Source organism: Caballeronia terrestris (assembly GCF_001544515.1).
Lineage (GTDB): Bacteria > Pseudomonadota > Gammaproteobacteria > Burkholderiales > Burkholderiaceae > Caballeronia > Caballeronia terrestris.
On sequence record NZ_FCOL02000571.1, the window covers coordinates 1 to 716 of the forward strand.

The 716-nt window shown below is 59.6% G+C and carries 1 protein-coding gene; it reads left to right on the top strand.

What is annotated here, in order from left to right; all coding sequences use genetic code 11:
• On the top strand, positions 1-716 hold a 716-nt coding region (locus AWB67_RS39000; protein ID WP_143746852.1), incomplete at both ends, for a helix-turn-helix domain-containing protein.

Genomic DNA, 716 nt, shown 5'->3' on the forward strand with positions numbered 1-716 from the left:
GCGCAAGGCATGGAGAGCGAGGCTGCGGCGCGGGCGTGTGGCGTGTCACAACCTTTGGGGCCAAGATGGTTTCGTGAAGCGGGCGGAATGCCGCCGATCGAGCTGACGCCGGGCGCTGCGCCTTATCTGTCTTTTTCTGAACGCGAGGAAATTGCGCTGCTACGGGCGCAGGATTGTGGGATTCGTGAGATCGCGCGAAGACTGCAGCGCTCACCGTCGACCATCTCGCGCGAGTTGCGCCGTAACGCTGCAACCCGCAGCGGTACATTGTTATACAGGGCGACGGTTGCTCAGTGGAAAGCTGAGCGTGCCGCGGAACGTCCGAAAGCTTCCAGACTGGCAGAGAACGAGAGATTAAAGAATTATGTGCAGAGTCGATTGGCGGGAGCAGTCACCGACTCAGAAGGCAGGCTGATTGCCGGACCTAACGTACCATGGAAAGGGCGACGGCAAGGCCGCCGCGCGGACCGGCGCTGGGGCACCTGCTGGAGTCCCGAACAGATCAGTCGACGATTGCAGGTCGACTATCCCGAAGACCAATCAATGAGAATCTCTCACGAAGCCATCTATCAAGCGCTTTACATCCAAGGCCGTGGCGCTCTGCGAAAAGAGCTTACTGCCTGTCTGCGTACGGGCCGCGCACTTCGTGTGCCTCGAGCCAGGACGCAACAGCGTGGAAAGCATTTCATCACTCCGGAGGTCATGATCAGTGAACG